This is a genomic window from Iodobacter violaceini (assembly GCF_011601265.1).
Classification (GTDB): Bacteria; Pseudomonadota; Gammaproteobacteria; order Burkholderiales; family Chitinibacteraceae; genus Iodobacter; species Iodobacter violaceini.
Genome location: NZ_JAAOLX010000011.1, coordinates 62,107 through 84,881, shown reverse-complemented (window position 1 = coordinate 84,881; position 22,775 = coordinate 62,107). Strand labels below are relative to the sequence as shown.

Annotated in this window: 16 protein-coding genes and 1 tRNA gene; 3 read left to right on the top strand and 14 right to left on the bottom strand. The window is 48.9% G+C overall.

Going from position 1 to position 22,775, the window contains the following annotated elements; genetic code table 11:
• Positions 1 to 91: 91 nt before the first annotated feature.
• The gene (locus HA050_RS18295) at positions 92 to 6,514 is read right to left on the bottom strand and encodes a DUF4214 domain-containing protein (protein ID WP_166829381.1); all 6,423 of its coding nucleotides are present in this window, start codon (positions 6,512 to 6,514) and stop codon (positions 92 to 94) included.
• Positions 6,515 to 7,120: 606 nt separating this feature from the next.
• The gene (locus HA050_RS18290; protein WP_166829378.1) at positions 7,121 to 7,672 is read right to left on the bottom strand and encodes a DUF5610 domain-containing protein; all 552 of its coding nucleotides are present in this window, start codon (positions 7,670 to 7,672) and stop codon (positions 7,121 to 7,123) included.
• 221 nt (positions 7,673 to 7,893) lie between these two features.
• Between HA050_RS18290 and HA050_RS18285 the strand changes: the two genes are divergently transcribed.
• A complete protein-coding gene (locus HA050_RS18285) occupies positions 7,894 to 8,499 on the top strand; it encodes a YitT family protein (RefSeq protein WP_099400044.1) in 606 nt (201 codons plus the stop codon).
• A gap of 51 nt (positions 8,500 to 8,550) precedes the next feature.
• Here HA050_RS18285 and HA050_RS18280 read toward each other — a convergent pair whose 3' ends face one another.
• The 6 genes from HA050_RS18280 to mltF form a co-directional block, all read right to left on the bottom strand.
• Positions 8,551 to 9,177, bottom strand: coding sequence for a PEP-CTERM sorting domain-containing protein (locus HA050_RS18280; RefSeq protein WP_166829375.1), 627 nt, complete (start codon positions 9,175 to 9,177; stop codon positions 8,551 to 8,553).
• A gap of 96 nt (positions 9,178 to 9,273) precedes the next feature.
• A complete protein-coding gene (locus HA050_RS21980) occupies positions 9,274 to 9,906 on the bottom strand; it encodes a PEP-CTERM sorting domain-containing protein (protein ID WP_205836501.1) in 633 nt (210 codons plus the stop codon).
• A gap of 583 nt (positions 9,907 to 10,489) precedes the next feature.
• Positions 10,490 to 12,040 (bottom strand): beta-N-acetylhexosaminidase, encoded by a 1,551-nt coding sequence (gene nagZ, locus HA050_RS18270; RefSeq protein WP_166829372.1) that lies wholly within the window; start codon positions 12,038 to 12,040, stop codon positions 10,490 to 10,492.
• A gap of 98 nt (positions 12,041 to 12,138) precedes the next feature.
• Positions 12,139 to 12,657, bottom strand: a complete 519-nt coding sequence (locus HA050_RS18265; RefSeq protein WP_166829369.1) for a GNAT family N-acetyltransferase — start codon at positions 12,655 to 12,657, stop codon at positions 12,139 to 12,141.
• A gap of 66 nt (positions 12,658 to 12,723) precedes the next feature.
• Positions 12,724 to 14,109, bottom strand: coding sequence for a glutamate--tRNA ligase (gene gltX, locus HA050_RS18260; RefSeq protein WP_166829366.1), 1,386 nt, complete (start codon positions 14,107 to 14,109; stop codon positions 12,724 to 12,726).
• Between the two features lie 222 nt (positions 14,110 to 14,331).
• Positions 14,332 to 15,774, bottom strand: coding sequence for a membrane-bound lytic murein transglycosylase MltF (gene mltF / locus HA050_RS18255; RefSeq protein WP_166829363.1), 1,443 nt, complete (start codon positions 15,772 to 15,774; stop codon positions 14,332 to 14,334).
• A gap of 122 nt (positions 15,775 to 15,896) precedes the next feature.
• Between mltF and HA050_RS18250 the strand changes: the two genes are divergently transcribed.
• A tRNA-Ser gene (locus tag HA050_RS18250) sits at positions 15,897 to 15,986 on the top strand.
• 93 nt (positions 15,987 to 16,079) lie between these two features.
• Here the strand turns inward: HA050_RS18250 and pabC are convergent.
• Entirely contained in the window at positions 16,080 to 16,931 is an 852-nt protein-coding gene (pabC, locus tag HA050_RS18245) for an aminodeoxychorismate lyase (RefSeq protein ID WP_166829360.1), read from the bottom strand.
• A 102-nt stretch (positions 16,932 to 17,033) separates the two neighbouring features.
• Positions 17,034 to 18,347 (bottom strand): aminodeoxychorismate synthase component I, encoded by a 1,314-nt coding sequence (locus HA050_RS18240; RefSeq protein WP_166829358.1) that lies wholly within the window; start codon positions 18,345 to 18,347, stop codon positions 17,034 to 17,036.
• Positions 18,348 to 18,622: 275 nt separating this feature from the next.
• Here HA050_RS18240 and HA050_RS18235 point away from each other — a divergent pair, with 275 nt between their 5' ends.
• Entirely contained in the window at positions 18,623 to 19,132 is a 510-nt protein-coding gene (locus HA050_RS18235; protein WP_166829355.1) for a lipocalin family protein, read from the top strand.
• Between the two features lie 186 nt (positions 19,133 to 19,318).
• Here HA050_RS18235 and fabF read toward each other — a convergent pair whose 3' ends face one another.
• The 4 genes from fabF to fabD all read right to left on the bottom strand — a co-directional run bounded on the left by fabF (position 19,319) and on the right by fabD (position 22,769).
• Positions 19,319 to 20,560 carry a beta-ketoacyl-ACP synthase II gene (gene fabF / locus HA050_RS18230; protein ID WP_166829353.1) on the bottom strand — a complete coding sequence of 414 codons (1,242 nt, stop codon included), beginning with the start codon at positions 20,558 to 20,560 and terminating at the stop codon, positions 19,319 to 19,321.
• A gap of 100 nt (positions 20,561 to 20,660) precedes the next feature.
• On the bottom strand, positions 20,661 to 20,900 hold the full coding sequence (acpP, locus tag HA050_RS18225) for an acyl carrier protein (RefSeq protein ID WP_115229095.1): 240 nt from the start codon (positions 20,898 to 20,900) through the stop codon (positions 20,661 to 20,663).
• 161 nt (positions 20,901 to 21,061) lie between these two features.
• Positions 21,062 to 21,805 carry a 3-oxoacyl-ACP reductase FabG gene (gene fabG / locus HA050_RS18220; protein ID WP_166829351.1) on the bottom strand — a complete coding sequence of 248 codons (744 nt, stop codon included), beginning with the start codon at positions 21,803 to 21,805 and terminating at the stop codon, positions 21,062 to 21,064.
• Between the two features lie 37 nt (positions 21,806 to 21,842).
• On the bottom strand, positions 21,843 to 22,769 hold the full coding sequence (fabD, locus tag HA050_RS18215; RefSeq protein WP_166829348.1) for an ACP S-malonyltransferase: 927 nt from the start codon (positions 22,767 to 22,769) through the stop codon (positions 21,843 to 21,845).
• Positions 22,770 to 22,775: the final 6 nt, after the last annotated feature.

Genomic DNA, 22,775 nt, shown 5'->3' with positions numbered 1-22,775 from the left:
CTCTTTTTATAGCAGAGCAAAAAAACCCCGCCCCCTTTGCAAGGGGCGGGGTTGTTGGCTGGCAAAGAATCTGCCACCTGGCTTTCTTAGATTAGAAAGTTAAAACTTCACCAGCAAAGTTAGAGCCAGTCAGATCAACCAGACCCGTGATTTTCACCACGATGTCGTTGGCATCAAGGGCTGTTTGCTGCAGTGCTGCACCAGTGCTGTTCACCATGGCGACCACATAGGTGTCACCACCATATTGGAACCAATCCACTTTACCTGTGTTAGCAGCTAAAGTTGATGCGGTTGGGTCTGTACCCTGTGCAGTAGTTAGCAAGGTGTAATTAGCAGCCATGTTTAAAGCATCGGTCAGAGAAGCCGCTGTAGCCACGTTGATTTGTGAAGCTGCAACTGAAGCACCCAATAAGGTGAAGGCATCTGCTGTGGTACCAAAGCTGACTTGATGGCCTGTGATTGTAGAACCTGCAGCAAAGTTAATCGTGGTATTTGCGTAAGCTGCTGTTGTACCGCCTGTTACAGCACCTGTTACAACCACGGTTTCAGCACCCGCATTGGCTACACTCGCTGTACCAATATTCAACGTAGCCCCGGTACCCACAGTCACCTGCGTTGTACCCGCACCCGAAGCGATATTAAATACATCGCCAGCGCCTGTGGCCACAATGGTATTAGAGCCTGTACCCACTGTGATCACATCACCTGCACCGTTGGCAACCAGCTGGTTAGCACCATTACCCAGAGTGAAGGTATTGCTGCCGCCTGAAGCCACTGCCTGAATCACACCCGCACCAACCGATGCAGCTTCTGTACCAGCAGTTGAATCTGTAGCCTGAATAAATTTCAGACCCGAGCCGCTGGTGAAGAGATCAGCGGCCTGGCCTGCTGCCAGATTGAAGGTCACATTATTATGTGCATCTGCAGCAGTAACAGTGAAGGTAGTGGTGTTGGTGAAGGTACCGTTACCAAAGGTAAACTTGCCACCAGCCAGAGTGGAATCGATGGTGTTCAAGGCAGTACCGGTTTCTTTCAGCAGGGTGAAGGCGTTATTCCCTGTAACCTGAATGGTATTCACGGTATTGCTTGCATCGGACAGCTCTTGCACGATGTGCGCAGCGCCATTTGCAGCAAATTTCACTAAAGCGTCGCCTGTTACGGTCAGCTTATTCACTGTTGTGGCATTGGTTTGCAGTGTAACGGTCAGGCTGTTGCTGCCAGACGCGCCCACTTGCGTGGTTTCCAGCAAGCCAATATGCGTATTACCTGTCGCATTCAATACCAGCTCGGCTGAGGCGGCTAAGTTTGTAAACTTAGTGGTATTAGTATTGGCAGCAGCTGTACCGGCAGCGGTCAGTGTTGCTTTAGAGAAGCCGGTGTAATCCAGCGTGGAGCTTGTGGCCAGCGTTGTAATATCAGCAGAGCCGGTGATATTGGTTACATTCGTTGCAACCACAGTGGCTTCACCGAAGGTAGAACCAAAGCCCTTCACAGAAGCCACATCTTTCAGCTCAACAATCACGCTGTTGTTGTTAGTACCCGCTTGCAATGTATTGCCGTTATCAGACGACACTACATAGCTGCGGCCGTTGGACGAGAAGGCCACCACTTTATTTGCACCACCCGTGGTTGCACTGCTGACCAGGATAGACGCTGCGCTGATCAGCTCATTGGTAGTGAATTGGGAGAGGTTATTACCCCCTGTGGCACCGAAGGTAATCACGCCATTGCTGATGCTGTAGGTTAAGTTAGCCAGCTTGGTAAACAGCGCGCCAGAGGAATCCAGCACCGTTGCCATTGTATTGGCACCCGTTACGTTATTCACCCCATTGGTACCCGAATTAGCCAGAATGGTCTTGGCAAGGTCAGCATTATCAGCCGTATTACGGAAGGTAATGGTATCGCTTGCAGACTGGCTGTTAACGGTAAACTTAGTCACGCCGCCTTTACTGCCGTTGTCGGTGAGCGTTGCGCCTTCTTTCAGGATCAGCTTATCTACTTTGGCGGTTGAAGCAGTCAGATTCACTGTTTCACTACCTGAGGAGAACTTATGGCTGACTGCATTCCATGCGCCACCCAGGCCAGCTTTGTATTCACCACCGCCCGCACCTGAAGTAAACAGATTGTCGACTGTAGCAAAGTTAGTGCTGTCTGTTGTTGCAACGCCTGCACCCACAAAGGCTGCCGTACCGCCTACTGCCAGTTGCGAGATTTCGCCCGCTTGCACAGTAATCAGCACTTTAGTGGAATCCACCACCACGGCCGAAGCAATGCCTGGCTTATCGGTAGACGCTGCGGCGGTAATACCCGCAGCAATTTTAGTGGCGATTTGTGCTGTTGTATCGTTATTGGCAACAGCGATAGTAATAGCACCCGCACCACCGTTAAAGGTGACCGTGATATTACCGGCACCCGCACCACCAATCGCTGTAGCGGATTCAAGAACAATTTGCTGCTGTCCGCCCACAATCGAGTCAGCAATCGTTGCATTTGCAGCATTTTCTGCTGTACCCACTTCAAACGCAGCGGCCTTGGTTAAGACAATACTGCCACCACTTGCAACAGCCGTAACTGCCGGGCTGCCCGCACCACCTTTAACCACGTTACCCAGTGCATTATTGGTAGTGGCATCATTAGTAATGGCTGCTGCAAGTAAGCCTGCAACAGTTGCCGCACTATTGTTACCAATCGAGGTGTAGGTATACGTTGCACCATTGATGGTTACTGTGGCGGTCTCACCATTTTGCCAGTTGTTGGTTGCTGTACCGGTTAATGTCACCAGAGCTTTAAAGTTAGTGGTGTCATTAGAACCAGCGGCTTTCAGTACAGATGTACCCCCCGTAAAGGTTGTACCTGCATTGGATACCTTAGCTGCAGTGACATCAACCGATGTGGCGGAATTAACCAGTGTGCCGTCATTGGTTGTGGTGCCGGTATGGGTAGAAGCATTGATCGATGTAAAGCCCGCGTTAGAAGTAAGCGCCAGGCCGCGATCGCCACCTACCACCAGTGTTGCTGCGCCCGCTGTACCTGTATCTGTCAGTGTGACTGTATTCAGGCTGGTAGCATTGGCTGTAGAAACATAACCGCCTTTTGCATTGATGGTAATCGCTTCGAATGCGTTTGCTGTAATAGCACCCGTACCCAAGCCACCCCCTGCAGCAAGAATTGCCGAACCTGGGCTTGCCAGTGTTGTACCACCCGTACCCACATTAATCGTCAGCGCATTATTTGTTGCAGTGGTGTTGCTGCCTGCAAGGCTCACTGTTTTATCTGTGGTATTGGCTGTAACCGAGAATACGCCGCCAAGATTAGTCAGCGTAATATTGCCCGCCACTGCGCCCAGCTGAACATCGGTATTAAAGCCCGATGCATCGTAGCTGCCGCCAGCGCTATTGGCCAGCGCACCAAGACGCAAGATTTCAAAGCCTTTCACCGCAGTTGCGCTGCCTAAAGCCACATCTGTACCAGCTGCAGCATAGTTAGCCACCAGTACATCGCTGGTGCCTGCGCCGCCATCAATGGCAACCAGATTACCCCAGCCCGATGCATTGGAATTAACAGTGAGCGTATCTACACCGCTACCACCAATATATTTCTGTGCAGTGGCCGCAGTTGTGGTTGCCTGCATTAAGGAAGTGACATTACCCGTAGCAGCAGACGCATCTACCGTCATGGCTTTGCCCAAATTACCTGTACCAAATACATCGGCGGTATCAAAGGTGGTTGCACCTGCGCCTTTTAATGTTACGGTGGCAATGGCGGTAGAAACGTTACCCAGTTTCAGCGTAGCCGCTGCCGCATTGTTAACCGTAACCGCCGTTGCAGCTGCCGCATCCACTTGCAGAGTGGCGCTGGAAGCTGTGCCATTATCTGTAATGGTCAGTGTGCCGGCTTTGCTGTCAACCACAGTGACATTATTTGTGGTGGCAACACCGTTATCCCACACATTCTTATTATTAGCACCCTGAGTAATCGTCAGTGCATGTGCAGCCGTATTGTTGGTAATAGTAATGGTGTTGGCACCGCCTTCAGTATTGAGCACCGACAGCGCTGTTAAGGCATCTGATGTAATCGCTACGCCATCAGCACCTTGCAGACCAGTCAGGGATACATTAGCCAGCTTGCTGACACCCACTGCTTTACCTGAATTGCCACCACCCGTTGCCAGCGTAGCCTGAATATCTTTAATCGCTGCAGTATTACCCCCACGGACAGAAACCGTGGCTGCACCATTAGTGTTTACATTAACTACACCTACACCGTGATAGTTAATGCTGCCTACTGACGTCACATCTGCAATAGTTACATCACCTGTAGGGGCCAGATTAGCGTCTTTCAGTGCTGTACCTGCCGCATTAAGTGCATCAGAAGCAGCACCCACAGTAATTGCACCAGACGTTTTAGTGGTGGTAATAGCCACGGTAGAGCCACCGCGCACGGTAGTGGTATCAGCACCCGGGCCGCTGAAGGTGCGGGTAATTGCAACTGCACCGCTTGGTACGGTATTCACCCCGCTAATGACTTCACCTACTGTGACAGCACCACCCGTGGTATTTACGGTAACTGTTGTACCGCCATCCACAATCACATTACCTGCATTGGTGCTTGCTAAATAAGCACCTGTACCTGTAAGCATATCAGACTGATTAACCAGCACGGCACCTGTAGGTGCGCTGGCAACAGACTGACCAATTGTGACGTTCTGACCTTTAGCATTCACAGTCACATTGGAGCCGCCATCAATGACCACAGCACGGGCAAAGCCATTGCCATTCAGGGTTTCTGTAACCGTGACATTCCCTGTTGGATTGCTGACCTGATCTGCCACACCGGCATTGGCTGCACGGCCAATCGTGACATTTGCACCTGTTGTGCTGACAGTAACGTCTGTACCCCCGGTAATGAGCACGGCACCAGTAGCACCAGCGTTATTCACAATACCGGTGTTGGTTACTTTGATGATGCCACTTGGGTTCAGTGTGTTTTCTTTAGCTGCACCCAAATTACCGATATTTACCGCATTGGCTGCATTGGTTGTGATGGTGACGTTTTTACCGCCAGACACACCAATTGCACCCGCTGCTGTATTGTTATTGGTAGAGCCAGCCAGGCCGTTGTAAGCAATTTGTGCCACTTCATTGATAGTGACATTGCCTGTAGGCAGGTTTGTTAAATCAACCCGGCCTGCATCGCCCACAGTAATTGCGCCTGCACCTTTTAATGCGGTGTCGTTAATCGACACATCCACACCGCCAAATACAGTAATAGCGCCTGTGCCAGCGCTATTTACGGTGATATTGCCTGATGCATTGGCTACTTTACCTGCGGTGTTGTTACCGGTATTGGCTGTGGTATTACCAATTTCAATCACACCGCTGTTTGAAGAAGAGCTGGTGGTGACATTAACGGTAGTACCGCCAAACACATTCACGGCACCTGCAGCACTGTTGTTTTGATTAACAACAATTTTGCCTGTAGTCACTTCCGTAGCCAAAGGTACGCGGCCAGTACCAGGGCTACCCACCAGAATATTCCCGCCCACCGAGGTAGCAGTGACATCTGTACCGCCAACCACGGTTAAAGCACCTGCAAAGCCATTGTGTGTGGCATCAACTACTGTGCCATTTACACCATTCGCTGCCGTAAATACATCGGCTGCACCGCCGTTGGTTGTGCCTTTCAGGCTGCGTACATCGGCGTAGCCAACAGTGCTGAACCCTGTACCCGCTGCAGTATTACCAGAAGAATTCAAAATAATGTTCTGAATATTGGTCAGGGTAACGCCGGCAGGAATATTGCCGTTGGTGGTACCAGGGGACAAATCAGTAATCGTTAAGGTATTGGTGGTTTTACCTGCCGTACCAAATAATTTATCACCTGTGTTTAAGGTTGGGCCTTTGCCATCCACATTGAAAATCGTTTGTGAGGCAAAGAAGCTGTCTGCAGTTTGCAGATCTAAGCCAGGTGTTAAGGTAAATAAGGTTGCAGCACTCAGTGTTGCAATATTTGCAGGGATAGCGGCAGTTTGCGCAGCCTGTGTGCTTGGTAAAACTGCAGCCAGGAAAATACGTGCTGTAGTGGCTGAAGATTCGCCCACGTATTTCAGGATACCTGCGTTATCAGAAAGCGCATCGGTATATGCGCCAGCAACGGCAAGCTTGGATGCCAGCGTTGCAGCATCAGAGCCTGTTGCACCATCCAGAATAGCCAGCGCCATTTTACCAATCGTTAAACGGCCGGAATTGATTTCGTTGATGTAGTACTGCAGACCAACTGTTTCAGCAACACGGCCAAAGGCTGCTTTATATACAGCATCAATTTGAGCTTGCAGTGCTAAAGAACCATAAAGTGAGACAGATTCAGGTGATGTTGCAAAGGCATTTACAACATTAGAAACACCTTCTTTATCGACACGGTCAGACCAGTATTGTAAGCCAGCGTAATCAGCTGGACGTTGATAGTAAGCGATATACAGTTTCTGTACATAAGTCAGTGCTGCTGCAGTTGCCATTTTACGAACTCCTAAAAGTTTGTGTAAGCTATCGTCCAGCTTTAAGCCAGGGCTTTTCCATAATGGATCGTGCCACGGACAAATGCATTGTTCTCCTCCCCTAAATTTAAAAATGTGATAGCAATCACAAAATGAGGATTAGCCGCTCAGCACGGGGTGAACGGCTATTGAAAACCACAGCAAACAACTAAACCATTGATTTTATTTATAAAAATATTTTTACATGTAAAAAAACATAAAATTTATCTTGATTTTTAGCAAACAAAGCCAGCTTTTAGATATTTCATCCCCACAGACAAACAGATTGACCCATTTTTATATTTGTGATTTTTATATGACACCCCCCTGTAAATCGCTTTTTTTCGCCATTTTTATGGCCAAAAAATCCAATAAAACACTATAAAAACACAGTAATAGTTCTTATTTACAAACAAAGCCAGATTTTCTGCCTGCCAAGGCAAGAAAACAGACCTGACTAAACCATCAGGTATTTATTTTTCATGTAAGGATTGAAATAAGAGACGCTGGCCCGAAGCTCCGTACAATCAAGCTTCGGGATCGCAATGAAAAACACAGGAAGGAAAGTGCTGAATAAGCAGGATGGCCTTACTTTGCTTCTGCAGGCGTTTGCTTTTTGCCCGCCAAAAAATCATCTAAACCTTTTTGTACTAAATCGTAGGTTTTATCCACATTACTGGCAATGCTGCCATCGAGCACCTGCAAACTCTTAAGAATATCTCTTGCCTCTTTAAAACCCTGCTCTACCCCGCCACGAATCACCTTGGTAAATTCCTCAGCAATTTTATCCGGGTCTTGTCCGGGCCTTTGTTTGGCAAAAGCATCGTAAAACCCCGTTGAGAGCGCAACTATTCGCCCGGCAGTGCCTTCGGGCGAGTTATCCTGGCCCATCGCATTTTTAATGGCATCGTCACCAAATTCTGGCTTGAGCACTTCATTTATCTTATCAATAGCTGTTCTGAATAAAAGCTGCATTGGCTTATCGCCACTGCTGATCGACACCTGCAAAGATGCTTGCAAAATCTGCTGGTTTGTTTGTGCACGAATGCTTGCCTCGCTCAGCCCGGGCTTTTTATCCGTATCTTTCACATCCTTGCTTTGGACGGCGGCTGGCGATGAGGTGGAAACAGAGTTAATCACGATAAAGCTCCTTATCAATCTATCGCACAAAGGTATACGACAGATTATCGGCAGGAAACATACTTAACTTCAGGACTATCTTTCCTCCTCTGATCGACGGTTTGCTGCCAGGCGACTTGATTTAGCGCAAAACATGTAAAAATTGCGACATCCTTCCGTTTACCCGAATAGCATTCGTGGCTATGCTCCGCTCCTGATTGATCATTCTGCACCGGTTTTATATGCCCCAGCCCAAACACTCCCACTCCCTGCTTGAAGACTTACAAGGATTAATGACCGGCGTATTGCTTATGGCGCTGGCGATCCAGTTTTTTAAACAAGCGGGTCTGCTCACAGGCGGGGCAACGGGTCTGGCATTTCTGTTGCACTACATCGCCCATTGGTCATATGGCACCGTATTGTTTCTGATTAATCTGCCGATCTATATTTTCTCTTACCGTATGCTGGGTAAAGAATTCACGCTTAAAACATTTGCCTGCGTAGGCACACTCGCCCTGCTATGTGGCTGGCTGCCAAACTGGATTAATCTGGGGGATGTTGATCCTGTTTTTGCAGGTTTAATGGGCGGCTTACTGGCAGGCGTAGGTATTTTGATGCTGATCAGGCATAAAGCCAGCTTAGGTGGCGTAACCGTATTGGCTCTTTATTTACAAAAGCGTTTTGGCTGGCGCACAGGCTATGTGCAGTTAGTGGTTGATCTCTTTATTCTGTGTGTTGGTTTTGGCGTAGTTGATCACAAACAACTATTAATATCTGTATTAGGTGCTTTTGCTTTAAACCTTGCGATTGCAATTAATCACCGGCCAGACCGGTACATCGGCATGTAATAATACATCAATAAAAAAAGGCCATTATTTAATGGCCTTTTTTTATTTTGCTTACTCAACATTAATTTTCCTGCGACGATTCACCAACAAGGCAATTAAACCCAGCCCCATTAACGCATAAGTTTCCGGCTCTGGCACAGGTGCTGCAACCATACCTTGCCCCTGAATCCCCATCAGATCATAACCAGGCGACCAGCCACCATCACTGAGTGACCTTACTTTAACCTGGGCAATACCATTACTAAAACCACTTAAATTAATAAAGCTGGATTGAGCTGAATATCCCGAAGATGTTAAAGGCTCATATGCCATTCCAAGAAACGACCAACTATCTGTTGAATTTAAGCGCCCATAAATTTCTGCGCTTTCATTTGCGCCATTTGCAACTGAATAAATATTTAAACCCGTTGTCGCTTTTTGCCCCGTAAATGAATAAATCGCTTCATAGCCACTCTGCACAGCAACCCATTCACCGTATGTTGGGGCACCAGTAGCTAATGCTCCTGAAACATTAATTAAAGTGCCAGGAGTACCATTTTGAAACCCCAGAAGATTCGCATCATTCTGACTTGCATTTTTATAACTAATAAATTGATCAACATACGCATCAACAGCGTGCGCCGTACTAAATATGCCAGTCAGTACTATGATTGCGGCAGCATTTATTCTTATCTTCATGTTTATTCCTTATATTTAAAAATTAGAAACCACTAAATAGGTCACTATCATTTTAAAAATGAATGCTATTGGCAGATGAATTCATCTTTATCTGCCCTATGCATCAACTTGCCTGCGCCGATTAACCAGCAAGGCAATTAGTCCTAACCCCATTAATGCATATGTTTCTGGCTCTGGCACAGGAGCCGCCAGCATCCCCCGGCCTTGAATCCCCATTAAATCAAAACCAGGGGACCAGCCTGCTACGTCTGTACCACGGATCATCACCTGGCTGACACCGCTTAATCCCGTACCAGCTAAGCTTAGAAATGAAGAGACCGGATTATACGTTGTGCCTAATGGTGCTCCTTCAGTTACCGAGCCAATCATAGTCCAGGCATCCGCAATATTGAGCTTTCCCCAAACACTAACATTAGACAAAGCACCTGCATCCACATAATAAATATCCAGCCCTTCAGTCGCGTTCTGACCATTAAAACCATAAACAGCTGAGTAATCTGTAGGGATAGAAACCCATTGCGATACCGTAGGCGCACCAAGAATAATATTTGGATTAACAACTTCAGGAGGAGGTGCAGTCAGCGTGCCATTATTGCCATATGCCACCGCATTATTTCCTAATGCATCTTTGAAGCTGATAAATTGATCAACATATGCGTTTACCGCATGTGCCGAACTAAATAAGCTGAACAATATAGTAATTGCAGCCGCATTTTTCTTGATATTCATATCTGTTCCTTGAATTTTTAAAACATATGATTTAAAAAACGGCTTCATAAACAGCAATAGATATAAATGCATTAGTTAAGTTAAATATTTAACTAAGAAAACAGATTAATTAGATTTCAGCAATCCGTTTATCTGATGTGTATTTTTACCGGAAACAACTTTCCATTTCAATCCACAGAAAGATCAACATTCAGACGTCTGGTATTCAAGATATATAGAAATAATGAAGGAAAATCATCACATATTGCCTTTGTAATAAAAACACAGGCTGTTACAGCGCTATTTCCTTCGAAACAAAGCCATTCATTCGCCAATACAGCAATAGAACAGTTCTAGAGAAACATAGAGAAAGGAAGTGTTTGGAATTTGAAAGTTTGATTGGTATTAACTAAAAATTGGCCAATGTGTTCCAGTTCACAAAGAAAGCATTCAATGATCTGCTTACACATGGCACTTTTACACACAGCCAGGCGTCCGGAGTAAACAAGAAAAACTGCATGGTGCAGGGGAAAGCACAGCAGGCATAAAAAAACCGGCTTTTCCTGAACAGAAAAACCGGCATCTTATTTAATACCTTTATGAATCAGCGATCAGCAGCAGCCAGCTTCCGTGCTAATGCAGATAAAGCAGCCGGGCGGTTAGAACAGCAACTTAGCCGCCCTGCAGCATCAAGAGCAAGATCCAAATCATAGGGCAGACGGCCCGCAATCAGCCACAGCTTATCGTGTGGTAAGGCATCAATCAGCGCCCGCTGCTCTTTAGATAATGCAGCGTTATACGATACAAAAATAATTTGTTCTGCATGTGCGGCCCTGCTTAAAACCACGTCCAGCTCCGCCGCTGATGGCTGCAAGCCTATCCACTCTTCACTCACTGTAAATGCCAGCTCACGCAAAGGCGTCGCCAGTGAATTACGCGCTTCAGGCGTTTTGCCAAGAGCGACTTCATCAATCTCGGTATGAACGCGCACCTCGGCGCTAATCAACAAAACAGCTTTATTTTTATCGAGCTGCCTTGCCTCGCCACTGATTGCCGCCTGATGAACGCGCTCTGACAATTGCAATGACTCTGGAGCCAATAACGATGGCACAAGGCTGGCCCAATCCGACATCTGATAGCGCTGTTTTAATGCAAGAATACGCAGCACTGATTCATCAATACGAGCCTCTGAAATCTCACCATCTTTAACGGCCCGCAATACTTCAGCAAAGGCTGCTGCCTGCTTGGCTGGTGTATGTGAAATCAACACAATATCGGCTCCGGCGGCAATCGCTGATACAGCCCCTTCAACCGTACCTACCCCTTTGCCAATTGCATCCATTTCCAGGCAATCAGTAATCACAACCCCCTGATAATTCAGCTCATTTCTTAATAAGCCAGTGAGAACAGCGTGAGAAATCGTTGCTGGCTTAGCCAAATCCGGCTCAATAGCCGGAAATGCAACATGCGCCGTCATCACAGCATCCAGCCCTGCATCAAAAGCGGCACTAAACGGAGCCAGCTCTACGGCATCGAGACGAGCCCGGTTATGGGCAACCACCGGCATACTGTGATGGGAATCAACGGCAGTATCACCATGCCCCGGAAAATGCTTCCCCGTGGCAGCCATGCCAGCCGACTGTATGCCCCGCAATGCAGCCAGCCCATACTGGCAAACGTCGCTGACTGTTTCGCCATAAGCCCGCACACCAATCACCGGATTTTGCGGGTTATTATTAATATCCAGCACCGGCGCAAAATTGATATTTATCCCCAGCGATTTCAGCTCAGCATTACCAACCCTGGTAAGCGCTTCGCAATCTGCTTCGCTCGCTGTATGTTTAAATGCCATGGCTGAGGGCAGCGGTGTCACACCTGCTTCGATCCGCATCACCATGCCACCTTCCTGATCCGTACCAATCATTAATGGCACAGGGCTATTTTCTGAATTGATTTGTTGTAAGCGCAAATTCAGGGCAGCAAGCTGGCCAGGAGTTTCAACATTGCGCCGGAACAAAATGATGCCCCCCAGCTGATGTGCCCTTAGCATGTCTTCAATATGCGAATTGGGGACCAGACCATCAAACCCTACCATAAACAGCTGGGCAACTTTCTGGCTAAGAGTCAGGGATTGTAAGAGTTCAGCAGCGTGCATGGGCAATACTCCAGGGGGATATGGTGGTGTGCAGCCATTATAATGCGATGGGTTTCACCCGCCCTACGCGCTTTGTAATGTTGACAAGATGGGCAAAGTTACTTCGAATAACTGCAAACCTGTAACACATCACCACTTTGGCTGCTTAAATGATGAACCCAATAATCCGAGCGTTCATTTTTAGCGCCCTGCATCAGCCAGCCATTTTTTTGATAAGCCGCCATCGCCGCTTGATTATCCCGGCCAACAGCAAGCACGGCAGCTTTGCAATTTGCCGCCTGCAGCTGAGTAATTGCAAACTGATTAAGCCGCTTGAAATAGCCTTTACCCCGAAACTCCGGAACAAGATAGAACAGATGCACATAGCCTGTTTGCTCAAGATGGGAATAGGTTTTTAATTCTATTTGCCCAATAACTTGATCTGCTAAATAGACCTGAACATAAACCCATTGCGGATCATTGCTTCTGACGATGATTTTATTTCTGTAATCTGCCCCATCAACGCCCACAAACTCAGTGAAGCCATCCAAGCTCTGGAAGCTGCAAAAAAAGGCGTCTTTGCGAAACTGCAGGCAAAGATCAAAATCGCGCTGCGGATCTATTTTTTTAAACTGCATTGTTATTTCCTTTGGCGCATAAAAAAACCGGGCCATGCAGCCCGGTTTTTTTAATTAGCCCAATGCTTAAGCCAGGCGTTTCAAAACTTCAGCCTTGCCCAGCAAAGCCAGCACCGCATCCACCGAAGGCGTATGCGTGGTGCCGCAGACTTTGGCCCGCAGTGGCATGCCGACCTGCCCCATTTTTACGCCCTGCGATTTGCAGAATTCTTTAATAAATGCCGAGATGCTCGCGGTATCCCATACTTCCAGTGCTGCAGCTTCGCTGGCAAAGGCGCTCAGGCGGGCCAGATCATCGCTCGTCAGATGCTTGGCTACAATCTCATCAGAAGGCGTGAGCGGCTGGTAAAAGTATTCTGCTTCGGCAGCCAGCTCAACGATGGTTTGCACGCGCTCTTTAAGCAAAGCGACGACATCCACCAGGGCAGGCCCCTGGCTCAGGTCTATCCCTTTTTCATCCAGGAAGCGCTTAGCCAGATCAGCCAGGCGGGCAGTATCCGCAGCTTTGATATGCTGAGCATTCAGCCACAGCAGTTTTTCTTTATCAAAGCGGCTTGGGCTGGCTGATACATCTTTCAGATCAAACCATTCTACAAACTGCGCCATGGTGAAGCATTCGTCGTCACCGTGGCCCCAGCCTAAACGGGCCAGGTAGTTGAGCAGGGCTTCCGGCAAATAACCTGCGCGGTCGTAATCCACCACACTGACGGCATCGCGGCGCTTGGATAATTTCTGGCCCTGGTCGTTATGAATCATGGGCAGATGGGCAAATTGCGGCACCACCGCACCCAGCGCGTTAAAAATATGAATCTGGCGGGGGGTGTTATTCACATGATCATCACCACGAATCACCTGGGTGATGCCCATATCCCAGTCATCCACCACTACGCAGAAGTTATAGGTTGGTGTGCCGTCCGGGCGGGCGATGATCAGATCGTCCAGCTCGATATTGCCAATCTCGATCCGGCCTTTCACCAGATCATCCCATGCTGCTACGCCATCCAGTGGCGTTCTGAAGCGCAGTACGGGCTGCACACCCGCCGGAGGCTCAGGCAAAACCTTGCCTTCCTCTGGTCTCCAGCGGCGGTCGTATTTGGCTTTTAAGCCCAAAGCTTCCTGCTCGGCGCGCATGGCATCGAGCTCTTCTTTGGACATATAACAAGGGTAGGCGTGGCCACTGGCTAAGAGTTGCTTAACGGCTTCGCGGTAGCGATCCATGCGTTGCATTTGGTAAAACGGGCCTTCATCGTAATCGATGCCTACCCAATGCATGCCATCCATGATGGCTTTCACAGATTCTGGTGTGGAGCGCTCTAAATCGGTGTCTTCAATGCGCAGCACAAATGCACCGCCATTTTTGCGGGCATGCGCCCATGAAAACAGCGCGGTGCGTACACCACCAATATGTAATAAGCCCGTAGGACTAGGGGCAAAACGAGTACGTACAGTCATAAAAAAGCTACCGGAAATAGTGCGTGGAAGGCGATATTGTAGCGCGTAAGAGCAAACTGCGCCGCAGACGCAGCGGATCTACCCTATCCACCACAACAAACACTTAGGAATCCGATGCTTCTCATTACTGTGGCTTAAGCCGCGAAAGCTCCGCATAAATAAGGTCATTGGCGGCAAAAGCCGCTCCCTGCCCTTTTATGCTAAAGCTTGCAGCACTTCAGATCAAAGCGCCGCGGTACGCACCTGCTTGGCCGCCAGCACGCGGTTATTGATATTCAGCGGCAGATTATTGGGGTTTTGCACCACAATATTCTCGCTTAGCACCGGCATCGTGCTTTGCACCGGGCTCTCGAAACGCACCAAAATATCGTAGTAAGTACGTAAACGCTCAACAAAAATCACGGGTTCGCCACCGCGGGCATAGCCATATTTGGCGGATTTAAAATATTGCGGATTACGCAAAAGTGGCAGTGTGGTTTTTACATCCACCCAGCTATCCGGATTTTTGCCCAGCTTCACAGCCAATGCGCGGGCATCAAGCAGATGGCCTAATCCTACGTTGTAGGCGGCCAGCGCCAGCCAGGTACGATCAGGCTCAGTAATATTCTCAGCCAGGCTGTCTTTCATGGTCTGGATATAACGCGCGCCACCCTGAATGCTTTGGTAGGGGTCGAGGCGGTTCACGCCCAAACGTTCTGCCGTATCGTTGGTGAGCATCATCATGCCACGCACACCCGACATCGAAACCGCTTCCGGATCCCACATTGATTCCTGATAAGACAGTGCAGCAACCAAACGCCAATCCAGGCCGGTTTTCGTTTCAGCCTCTTTAAACCACTTTTTATAGCGTGGCAAAGTGGCTTTACGCTTGTCTAAAAACGCCATGGCATCCATTGGGCCAAGACGATTCACATGGCCGTAATATCGGTCAAGCAGACTGCGCAGCTCACCGCTTTGAGTCATTTTGCTGAAGAAGCCCTGAAACAAGGTAAACAGCTCGCTGTCTCCTTCCGGAGCAGCCCAAGCCAGCTGTTGCACCGAGCCCATATCACGCGAAATAGCGATTTTTGGGAAGTAATTTTGTGCAACATCCGCAGCATGCGAATCCACCATGGCGTAAGTGAGCTGGCCATTGGCAACGCGCTCAATCAAGTCTTCACTATCGCCATCTTCTACCACATGCCAGTTCAGACCAGGCTTGCTGGCCTTTAGCTTATCCAGCGCCATGGTGTACTGAGGCAGCGTACTGATACTTGCCTCTCCCGCGCTCAGCTCTGCCAGAACACTGGCTGCTGTTTTATTGCTTGGGTAAACCAGCACAGGCTCGATACTTTGGTAGGCCGGGCCAAATGCAAGCCCCTGGCTTTCAAAGCCATTTTGCACGCCAACGGCAAAATGAGCTTCATTTCCCTTTAGCCTGGAAAGTAACTCGGCATAGCTGCTGGTCACGATAAAACGCACTTTCAGCCCATTTGCTACTGCAAAGCGAGTAACGAGGTCGTACTCCAAGCCTGCGTAATTGCCTTCAGCATCGACATAGAGTGTGGTCGGACCGTTTTGTACCAGTACGACGAGTTCTTGTGATTCTGCCCAAGGAAGAACCCGGTTGGAAGATTGTTCCGGCATATCGCCGCAACCCGTTAGGACAACTGTTGCTAGAGCCATGAGCCAATGTTTCATGCGCATCCCGTTTGTTGATACCGGCCGCATTCTGCACTAATTCATCCTAAAATGACAAACACTGCTTTGCCTTAGGTAAAAATTGCGCTAGAATTCGTCTCCTCTTTGGAGAGGTGGCAGAGTGGTTGAATGTACCTGACTCGAAATCAGGCGTACTCGCAAGAGTATCGGGGGTTCGAATCCCCCTCTCTCCTCCAGATTTATCAAAAACGGCAAGCCCTCAGGCTTGCCGTTTTTGCGTTGAAGGAGCGCCAATATAAGGCCAAGCCCCTATCCCACGCTGTGACAAATTACCCTTTCGTCATAGCCGGCTCTTTCAAGATCGCAAATTTTTCCTTTTGGCGCAACTGCTTAAGTGCTGCCAATAGCAGTACTTGCGCGGTGTGAGGAGCGAAATGCTGCTCACATAAAGACGAAACTGGCAATAATCCCATTACGCTATTTGTTAACCAAATTGCATCTGCTTTTTTAATCTCATCCAGCTTCCAGACTCGTTTTTCCACCTTCCAGCCATGCTGCATTGCAGCATCAAAAACGACCTCACACATCACCCCATTTACCCCGCTTTGATCCAGTTTTGGGGTACTTAAAATGCTGTCGCTTAAAACCAACACATTACTCATTACGCCTTCGATAATCTGATCATCTCTGTCCAGCATCAGGCCTTCAAAAATATCCGGATCACTCCATTCCCGCCGCGCTAAAACATTTTCTAAACGATTCAAATGCTTAACCCCTGCCAGAGCGGGCTGCCAGCTTGTACGCGTCGTGCAAACCCGTACTTTTACGCCCTGCTGATAAAAATTATCGGGATATACAGGTAAAGCAGCCACTTGAACAATACGATTGACCTCCAGCGCCGGCGGCGAGCCATAACCACGAGCCGTTTCTCCTCTTGTAATGATGATCTTAAGCACAGCGTCAACAGGCGTAAGCTTTCGAAAGTCTTCTAACAGCAAAGACTCAGCCGGGCACATTATTCCTATTGCAGCACAATCTTGCTGTAAGCGTGCGTAATGTCTGGCCCAAAATTCAATCGCCCCGCCGGTGCAGCGCATGGTGCGAAACACTCCGTCACCAAATTGAAACGCCCGATCGGCCATACTGATGGCATCCTGGAGCTGGCCATTAAGCAATCTCATTTAAAACTCCATAAAAAAAGGGTGAACAAAACAATTTGCTTTGCCACCCTGAATTAAGCTGATGCACATGCACTTAAAAGCATGCCCGCCCTGCAAACGGGCTTATCCTTCAACGCCAATGGCACGCAATAAGCCACGTGCTTTATGCCTTGTTTCTTGTAATTCACGCTCAGGATCTGAATCAATCACAATACCAGCGCCTGCTCTGAAATAAAGCTGGTTTTGCCTTTGTAAGAAAGTACGAATCAGGATGTTGAGATCCATTGACCCATCCAAATTAATATAACCCATGCTGCCCGTGTAAGCATATCGTGGCCTATCTTCCAGCTCCCTGATAATTTGCATACAGCGAACCTTAGGGCAACCTGTAATGGTCCCTCCGGGAAAGAGCGCTCTGAGGATATCTGCTGGTGTTTGTCCAGCGCTTAACTGCCCGCGGACATTAGATTCAATATGATGCACAAAAGCATAGGTTGCCACAGCCATCAGCTCGTCCACCTGCACCGTGCCGGGACGACAAATACGCCCCAGGTCATTACGCTCTAAATCTACCAGCATAATGTGCTCAGCACGCTCTTTAGGTGTAGCTAAGAGCCGCTCTTTAAGCCGGGCATCTTCAGCTTCATCCAGCGATCTTGGGTGAGTACCTGCAATTGGCCGGGTTTCAACACAATCGCCTTTTACTTTAACCAGGCGCTCTGGTGAAGAGCTGACCACCGCACCATAGCTGCCTAAATCAAGCAGGGTAGAAAACGGCGCAGGATTGCGAACCCGCAAGCTGGCAAAAAGCTCGGCAGGGCTTAAAGCTTGTGCCAGCTGCACATCCCAGCCTCGGGATAAATTCACCTGAAAAACATCGCCTTCTCTTATATATATAAGAGCCTGCTCTGCCCCGTGTAAAAAGGCTTCAGGATCATCCTCGGTAATGGATGCAACTTGCGGCAAAGACGGATTAAATTCGGGCAAATCAGCAACCCGCCCGGCGAGCATTTCTAACTCTTCCAGTGTTTCGGCTACCAGCCATGCCTGCCCGGATGGGCGCTCAAGTAAAACAGCGGCAGGAATGCGTAATAAGGCAGCGACAGGAAAATCAGCCTCAGCACGTTGCGGCACATGTGGCTCAAAGACTGAAAGCAGCTCATAGCCCGCGTAAGTGAACCAGCCCCCCGCAAAAGGCGCGTCAAGCGGCAGCTCTTCCGGGCGGGGCAGCAAGGTATTCAGGGGCAAGCTGCGCAGATCACTGACAAAAGCATCGCCCTCACCCGCAGCATAAACACGTACTTCCCGCGGCAAGGCAAAGAGAATATCCCACCCCGCATGACCGCCACCTGTTTCAGCAAGGGCAGGAAAACGGACAGGATCGCTGGCGTGCAACGCTAATAAGTCAGGAGTTTGGGAAAGAGATAGACAGAACATAATCAGTATTTTAACAGGGCAAGTGCAGCCTTATACCTTATCACTTAAACAAGCGATAGCATTGTATTAAATCCCTTGTGTTTACTTATCACTAAGCCACCAGAGAAATAATGCTTTGTACAGGCATAGAAAACATACAAACAGGCAGGGGCAATGCCTTTGCTGTTATAGCTTCAGATCCGTTCACAAGGCCCATTTCATGCCATGAATGCGATCGCACCTTTTGGGCAAGCTGCTAGAATATATAAAACACCGCTAAAAAAAAGAAGGCAAATATGCGCTTATCCGCCTTACTTCTCAGCCTGATGATCAGCGGCACCGCCTGTGCCGAACCCGTGACTGTTTCCTCGCTCGATTTAGACCGTTATTTAGGCCGCTGGTACGAAATCGCCAGTTTCCCAATGTATTTTCAGCGCATGTGCGTTGCGGATACCACCGCGGAATACACAAAACAAGGGGACGATAAAATTGGTGTGCTCAATCGCTGCCGCAAACAAGATGGCAGCTTTGCAGAGGCAAGCGGACACGCAAGCGTGATACCCCACAGTGGCAATGCAAAATTAAAAGTCAGCTTCTTCTGGCCATTCTCTGCGGATTACTGGGTCTTTGGCCTGGGTGATGATTACCAATGGGCACTCGTAGGCAACCCTAATCACAAATATCTGTGGCTGCTTTCGCGCAGCCAGACCATCAGCAGGCAAGATTTAAATACCGCACTGGATATTGCCAAAGAGCAGGGCTTTGATATCAGCCAGCTGAATTACACATTACAGCGCGAGGATTAACCCCCAAGCCTGGCCAGGGTATATTCTGCAAGTAGTCTGTTTGCTAATGACTGCAACTTTACCCAAGTCCTGAATCGCTTGCTGTCTTACCTGGCTTTACCTTGTAAAAACACTATTTATATATACTGCAATTTACAGACGTAAAAAAGGCTGCCGGAGCAGCCTTTTTTGTTACTGCTTTCCGCTTTAAATTTTGCGGAAAACCAGCGTACCGTTGGTGCCGCCAAAACCAAAAGAGTTAGAGATTGCAACGCCAATCTTCATATCTCTCGCGGTATTAGCCACATAATCCAGATCACAACCACCCGCAATATCCTGCTCAAAGATATTGATGGTGGGCGGGGATACCTGATGATGCAGAGCCAGGATGGAGTAAATCGCTTCCACACCACCCGCGCCGCCCAATAAATGGCCTGTCATGGATTTAGTAGAATTTACCACCAGCTTTTTAGCATGATCACCAAAGGCAATTTTCAGCGCATTGGTTTCATTTGCATCACCCACTGGCGTTGATGTGCCGTGAGCATTCACATAATCCACTTCATCCGGATTAATGCCAGCATCACGCAAGGCGTTGGTTACGCCACGCGCCGGGCCTTCTGCCGTTGGCGAAGTGATATGGTAAGCATCCGAGCTCATACCAAAACCGATCAGCTCGGCGTAAATGGTTGCGCCACGTTTTTTAGCATGCTCGTACTCTTCCAGTACCAGCACACCCGCGCCTTCACCCATGACAAAGCCATCGCGCCCCGTATCCCAAGGGCGGGATGCCGTAGCCGGATCATCATTGCGGGTAGACAGCGCTTTCATGGCGGCAAAGCCGCCCATGCCAAGGCGGGAAATCGCGCCTTCTGCACCGCCAGCAACCATCACATCTGCATCACCGTACTGAATTATACGGGCCGCATCGCCAATACTATGCGCACCGGTAGTACATGCAGAAACGATGCCGTAACTTGGTCCCTGATAGCCTTTCAAAATGGTTACATGACCTGCAACCAGATTAATCAGGCAACCCGGAATAAAGAACGGGCCAATTTTGCGCGGGCCGCTTTCAAGCATCGCCGCGCTGGTCTGCTCGATAGACCAAAGGCCACCGATACCAGAACCAATGTTCACGCCAACGCGTGTTTTATCTAAATCCGCAACATCATCGAGACCTGCATCTTTAATCGCTTGCAGGGCTGCGGCGATACCGTAATGGATAAACACATCCATACGGCGTGCGTCTTTTGCCGAGATGTACTCGGTAATATCGAAACCTTTGACTTCACCAGCAATGGTGCAGGCCAGGTCGCTGGCGTCGAAACGGGTAATTTGGGTGATGCCAGACTGACCAGCGAGCAAATTTGCCCAACCGGTAGCCACATCATTGCCTACCGGCGAGACATGTCCCAAGCCGGTGACAACTACTCTGCGTTTAGACACGGGGCAGTCTCCGTGAGATGGCCCTATAAAGGACCAGATGGAACAAGACCTCCACAATAAACGCTTACACGCTTATCGCAGAGGCCTCGAGAAAAACTAATTACTTGTTCAGATTAGCATTGACGAAGTCAATAGCTTGCTGAACGGTAGTAATCTTTTCGGCTTCTTCGTCAGGAATTTCGCACTCGAATTCTTCTTCCAGTGCCATGACGAGTTCAACGGTATCGAGAGAATCGGCACCGAGGTCGTTTACAAACGATGAGTCAATCTTAACGTCTGTTTCCGGCACGCCAAGTTGCTCGGCAACGATCTTCTTAACACGCTGTTCGATGTTTTCCATGAATTTATGTCCCAAGCCTTGTCTTAATTACTAAAAAAAACGTCGGCATTCTACCAAAAAAACAGTCACAGCAAACGTTTGTCGAGTGACTTCGGTCAAATGCACAACCAAAAAACCACGCTGAGCGGCAAATTAAATCTGCGATCAGCGTAGATACCGCCTTAATTCATATACATTCCGCCGTTTACATGCAGGGTATTACCTGTAATGTAAGCAGCTTTATCTGACGCCAAAAAACTCACCGCATCTGCAATATCCTGCGGATTACCTAAGCGTCCTAAGGCAATTTGTTCGACTAGTTTAGCCTTTTGTTCATCAGGCAGCGACTTTGTCATGTCGGTATCAATAAAACCAGGCGCCACTGCATTCACAGTCACCCCTCTGGAGCCAATCTCACGCGCCAGCGATTTGGTAAAACCAAACAGAGCCGCTTTTGCCGAGCAGTAGTTTGCTTGCCCAGGATTACCTGTAGCTCCCACCACCGACGCAATATTAATAATCCGGCCCCAGCGCGCTTTCATCATGCCGCGCATAACGGCCTTGGAGAGCTTATACACCGGACGCAGATTGGTTGCCATCACCTCATCCCATTCTTCGTCCTTCATGCGCATCAGGAGATTATCACGGGTAATCCCTGCATTATTCACAAGAATGGTCACCGGGCCAAATTGTTGGGTAATTGAGTCAATAATCGCATCACAAGCGCCCTCTTCGGTCACTTGCAAGCGTAAGCCGCAACCCGCGTTACCAGCTTTTTTTAAGTAAGCCGTAATCGCTTCTGCGCCCGCGTCTGAGGTTGCGGTACCAATCACCAGCGCCCCTGCACGAGCAAGCTCAAGTGCAATCGACTGACCAATACCACGGGATGCCCCCGTTACCAGTGCTACTTTACCTTCAAAACTCATGCAAAATCTCCAGATTATTCAAGCAGCCTGCAAGGGCTTACAGCATTGCTTTTAATGTTTGCAGTGCTGCAGCGTCAACCAGCGCCACCTGCTGCGCTTCAGTTGCAATTCGCTTATTCAAGCCTGCCAGTACTTTACCCGGACCACATTCTGCAATCACGGTGATTCCGTCATTTGCCATCTTAGTGATGGTTTCCACCCAGCGTACTGGCTCATAAAGCTGACGAACCAATGCATCTTTAATTTGTGCGGCATCGCTATATGCGGCCACATCTGCATTATGCAAGACAGGAATCACAGGCGTATTGATGACGATTGTATCTAACTTTTGTTGCAACTTTTCTGCAGCAGGACGCATTAAAGCGCAATGCGATGGTACAGACACTGGTAATAACATCGCCCGCTTAGCACCACGCGCTTTACAAGCATCGCAAGCGCGCTCAACTGCAGCCTTGCTTCCCGCAATCACAACCTGGCCTGGTGAATTAAAATTCACCGCAGCAACAACCTCGCCCTGCGCAGCTTCTTCACAAGCCGCAATAATCTGATCATCAGCAAGGCCCAGAATAGCCGCCATTGCGCCTGTGCCTGCGGGCACAGCATCCTGCATCGCCGTTGCACGCAAACGGACTAATTGCAGCGCATCGCCAAAAGACAATGCCTCTGCCGCCACAAGCGCAGTGTATTCGCCAAGGCTGTGTCCTGCCAGGACTTCTGGCTGTGCGCCCCCTTGTGCCTGCCATGCGCGCCATGCGGCCACGCCTGCAGTCAGCATCAGAGGCTGAGTATTGACGGTTGCATTTAACAGCTCAGCAGGGCCATCAGCGACCATTTGCCATAAGTCTTCACCCAGAATCGCCGAAGCTTCGTCAAACGTTGCTTTTACTACCGCCAAATCAGCCCAGCCATTCATCATGCCGATTGATTGAGAGCCTTGGCCCGGGAATACAAATGCTAATGCCATTTTTTT

Excerpts from the sequence above, each read along its gene's own strand:
- HA050_RS18295 (WP_166829381.1), bottom strand. The coding sequence starts at position 6,514 with ATGGCAACTGCAGCAGCACTGACTTATGTACAGAAACTGTATATCGCT.
- HA050_RS18285 (WP_099400044.1), top strand. The coding sequence starts at position 7,894 with ATGCCCCAGCCCAAACACTCCCACTCCCTGCTTGAAGACTTACAAGGA.
- HA050_RS18280 (WP_166829375.1), bottom strand. The coding sequence starts at position 9,177 with ATGAAGATAAGAATAAATGCTGCCGCAATCATAGTACTGACTGGCATA.
- HA050_RS21980 (WP_205836501.1), bottom strand. The coding sequence starts at position 9,906 with ATGAATATCAAGAAAAATGCGGCTGCAATTACTATATTGTTCAGCTTA.
- nagZ (WP_166829372.1), bottom strand. The coding sequence starts at position 12,040 with ATGCACGCTGCTGAACTCTTACAATCCCTGACTCTTAGCCAGAAAGTT.
- HA050_RS18265 (WP_166829369.1), bottom strand. The coding sequence starts at position 12,657 with ATGCAGTTTAAAAAAATAGATCCGCAGCGCGATTTTGATCTTTGCCTG.
- gltX (WP_166829366.1), bottom strand. The coding sequence starts at position 14,109 with ATGACTGTACGTACTCGTTTTGCCCCTAGTCCTACGGGCTTATTACAT.
- mltF (WP_166829363.1), bottom strand. The coding sequence starts at position 15,774 with ATGGCTCTAGCAACAGTTGTCCTAACGGGTTGCGGCGATATGCCGGAA.
- pabC (WP_166829360.1), bottom strand. The coding sequence starts at position 16,931 with ATGAGATTGCTTAATGGCCAGCTCCAGGATGCCATCAGTATGGCCGAT.
- HA050_RS18240 (WP_166829358.1), bottom strand. The coding sequence starts at position 18,347 with ATGTTCTGTCTATCTCTTTCCCAAACTCCTGACTTATTAGCGTTGCAC.
- HA050_RS18235 (WP_166829355.1), top strand. The coding sequence starts at position 18,623 with ATGCGCTTATCCGCCTTACTTCTCAGCCTGATGATCAGCGGCACCGCC.
- acpP (WP_115229095.1), bottom strand. The coding sequence starts at position 20,900 with ATGGAAAACATCGAACAGCGTGTTAAGAAGATCGTTGCCGAGCAACTT.
- fabG (WP_166829351.1), bottom strand. The coding sequence starts at position 21,805 with ATGAGTTTTGAAGGTAAAGTAGCACTGGTAACGGGGGCATCCCGTGGT.
- fabD (WP_166829348.1), bottom strand. The coding sequence starts at position 22,769 with ATGGCATTAGCATTTGTATTCCCGGGCCAAGGCTCTCAATCAATCGGC.